Source organism: Roseiarcus sp., assembly GCF_052145395.1.
GTDB lineage: Bacteria > Pseudomonadota > Alphaproteobacteria > Rhizobiales > Beijerinckiaceae > Roseiarcus.
The window spans coordinates 1-3,236 of the sequence record NZ_JBKQOT010000313.1 but is presented as its reverse complement, the minus strand read 5'-3'; the positions used below and the strand labels follow the sequence as shown (position 1 = coordinate 3,236).

At 62.7% G+C, this 3,236-nt stretch carries 3 protein-coding genes; all 3 read left to right on the top strand.

The features are described from left to right. Window positions 1–540 precede the first annotated feature (540 nt). The 3 genes from ACLP25_RS10550 to ACLP25_RS10540 all read left to right on the top strand — a co-directional run bounded on the left by ACLP25_RS10550 (window position 541) and on the right by ACLP25_RS10540 (window position 3,186). Entirely contained in the window at window positions 541–1,128 is a 588-nt protein-coding gene (locus tag ACLP25_RS10550) for a tyrosine-type recombinase/integrase (RefSeq protein WP_442469149.1), read from the top strand. Window positions 1,129–1,577: 449 nt separating this feature from the next. Beyond that, window positions 1,578–2,357, top strand: coding sequence for a hypothetical protein (locus tag ACLP25_RS10545; protein WP_442469148.1), 780 nt, complete (start codon window positions 1,578–1,580; stop codon window positions 2,355–2,357). An 85-nt stretch (window positions 2,358–2,442) separates the two neighbouring features. Next, the gene (locus ACLP25_RS10540; protein ID WP_442469147.1) at window positions 2,443–3,186 is read left to right on the top strand and encodes a hypothetical protein; all 744 of its coding nucleotides are present in this window, start codon (window positions 2,443–2,445) and stop codon (window positions 3,184–3,186) included. Window positions 3,187–3,236 lie beyond the last annotated feature (50 nt).

Below are 3,236 nucleotides of genomic sequence, written 5' to 3'. Positions count from 1 at the left end.
CTCGAAGCCAATGCGCCGGAACTCGCGTTACAGCATCGAAGTCGACGCACGGGGGCGGAGGGGGCCCGATGGTTTGCGCATTGACGCAAGCCTCATCGCGAATGACCTGACGGCGGCGCAGGCTCATGTTCTTGCCGGAGAGGTTCTCGAACGAATCACCGTGCCAACGTCGTCCGATGAAGAGTCTCCAACCACGGAGCCGGACGCCGCTATGAGAGCGCCAGTGCGGCTGCGAGCCATCGTCGACATGCCGCGCCGCTCATGGGCCTTCTGGCGGAAGGCGGGCGAGGTCTGCCGACGGCCGCGGCTTGTCAATACGTTCTCCGAGCGGGTTGGCTCACCGTCGCACGACTAGGGCTCGGCCTGGCGCCCCTGAACCCGCCCCGGGCCTGCGACTCGTTTTGAAACTCGCCTTATCTCACCAGTCGCGCCAACCCCTTGACATCGCGTCGGTCTTTTCGACCCCCCGCCGCCTTGGCCGCTTGACTCGTGTTAAAATACCGCTATTGTCGATATATATCACGCGTCTGGGAGGCGGCTTTGGGCCTGAAACGACAAGCGAAAATCCTCAGCAAAGGCCAGACCGACGCGGTCCTGGCCTATCTGACTGCCACCCGATACCCAGAGCGAAACCGGGCGGTCTTCCTGCTGTCGGTGCGGGCGGGGCTGCGCGCCAAGGAAATCGCGTCCCTGACCTGGGCCATGCTGACCGACGCCGAGGGCGAGAGCGGCGACGCGATCCGTCTCGTCGATCAAGCGAGCAAGGGCTCGTCGGGCCGGACGATCCCGTTGAACAGGGAATTGAAGGCGGCGCTGGTCCAGATCCAAAAGGCTCAGGTCGGCGGCAGGGCCTCGCCCTTCGTGGTCACGACGGAAAGAGCCAGGCAGACCAGCGCCGCCGCGATCGTCAACCTGTTCGCCGTCTGGTACCGGGCCCTGGGGTTCAACGGCTGCTCGAGCCACAGCGGACGGCGCGGGTTCATCACCAACGCCGCCAGGAAGATCGGGACCGTCGGCGGGTCGCTGCGAGACGTGCAGCTCCTCGCCGGACACGCATCGCTCTCCACCACCCAGCGCTACATCGAACCGCACGCCGACGCGCAACGGCGGATCGTTGACCTGGTTTGACGTCACGCCTGATGAATACTGATTTTTCGGCTTGGCAACACCTCGGCCCGGCGACCTGGGTCAGATTATTGCGGCCCGTTGGCGTTACGCGGGTTCGTTTCTGTCGCGGAGCGCCGCGGCGTTTGTTTGATCGCAGTGTGCCAGCCAATTGCGCGACCAACACCGCGTCGCGATCGACGCTGCAAATTCTGCTCGCGTCGACATGCTGACCTGCCTCGCCGCCACCCAGAGACGACTCGCGTTGGGCGGCATCCTCGTCGAGGAAAATCGATTAGGAGCAATGCTGCTGCGATTCCGGATGTCGTTTGACGTCAAAAGTCTTTATTCCTGCTGACGTAGCATGTCGGTGGACGACGATGAGGTCGCGAGCGCAGACTGAATTGGGCCGGGCGGTTAGTCTCCTCCTCGGCGAAAGGCGTGAACGATTCGCCGGCGAACGCGATCTTCGAATGTTTCAATTCCAAGCTTGGCTCTTGGGTAAGACGAGCCAGGTGATTAGCTTCCAATGGGCCGGGCTGATTTTCGCGTCGGCGCTGATCAGCAGCCACGCTTTGCGACAGCGGGACAGAAGGCGCGGATTGTCCGCAAGCGCCTGTTTCCTTCATGCCTTTGCGTCCGAGGATTTGCAGGACATCATCGATCGTTGCTTCTCTCGCTTCACATTGCACGACCTACTCCGCTCGGGCTCTTTTCTGCCTCGAAAGAAATTGCATGACGAGACTCGGCAGGAGATCGCGCACCTCAACGCTCTGACGGAGATTCGAGTTCGCCTGCATCGCTCAGGAGAATCGTCATCCCTCAACCGAGCCTTCGAGCTGTCCAAGTTGCTCATGCTCAACGGCCCAAGTCGAACCAAGCTGAAGGAATTCCATGGTGCGAGGAGTAGCCGGGAGCCCTTCCTGTATGCGGCGAGGGAAGAGGCGCCGCAATTCCTGACAATGGATTTTCCGCAAGACGCCAAAGACGCAACCATCATCTCGGTCGACGATCTCTTGTCTCAGGTTCACGCGAAGGCCGAGAGCGCCGAAGCGTTTCGAAAACTTTGCGGCGTCGCAAAAGCGGTCGCTGAGATCATCGAATCCCCTCTATCCAAAGAGTTGAGCGACGAGTGGGTGAACATCGAGCCGCATTTTCCGCCTGTCGAACCGATCCCCGACAACCTCATTGATAGAAGGCCACGGCGCTCCGCGGAGGAGACCAAGGCAGGCGGACGACAGCGGGTCAAATAATTCCGCCCTGGGTCGCGAAGCTCGGCGATTTACAAGCCTAGAAATCCTGCACATTTCGGTGCCCTCCCAGACGTCGGAGGGTATCATGACGACTTTGAAAGCAGGCGAGGGATTGCGAGCCCTCGCCAAGCCGACCGCGCCCGACTCCGAATTCCGGCTCGACCAACTCACGGCCGACGCGCTGGCGGCGCTGGCCAAGCTCGACGCTCACGGTAACGCCGGCCTTCCCTTGCTGCTTCAGTTCGGCGAGGCGCTTTCGAACGCCAAGGCGGACCTCAAGCACGGCGCGTTCAATCCATGGTGCCGCGACGTTCTAAAGCGGTCGGCGAGCTGGTGCTCGGCGCATCGGCGTCTATACGAAGACCGCGCTGACCTGGAGCCTGCGCTCGCCTGGGCGGCGGAGACGAACCACAAGTGGGTGAGCTGTCGGTCGGTCGAGCGGTTGCTCAAGATTATCGCCGATTACAGAGCCGCGACGCACCGCGATAGCGCAACTGTGCGGCGAGCGCGGCGGGGCGCCAAGCCGATGACGCTGCGGGCGGCCAAAAGGAGAATTGCCGAACTGCACAGGCTTCTGAATGAGGCCAGGGCAGACATCATCGCCCTGCGCGACCCGCTCCCCGCCGACGTCGAAGCAAGAGCGGCGGAGCTGGCGGCCGCAGACGACGACGCGGCGAAGGACGAACTCGCGGCGCTCGCTCGCCGGTACCATTGGCGGCCAGGCGACTTTGTCGCGGAAACCTGCAGCGCGCTGAAGGTTTCGCGGCCAGCTTCCGATGAGGCGTCTGACGCTGACGAATCGACCTCGGACGAACGGAGCGCCTCATGACGACCTTGCGGCAGCCTCTTCGATCCGCAACGCAGCGCTCCCACGGCGGC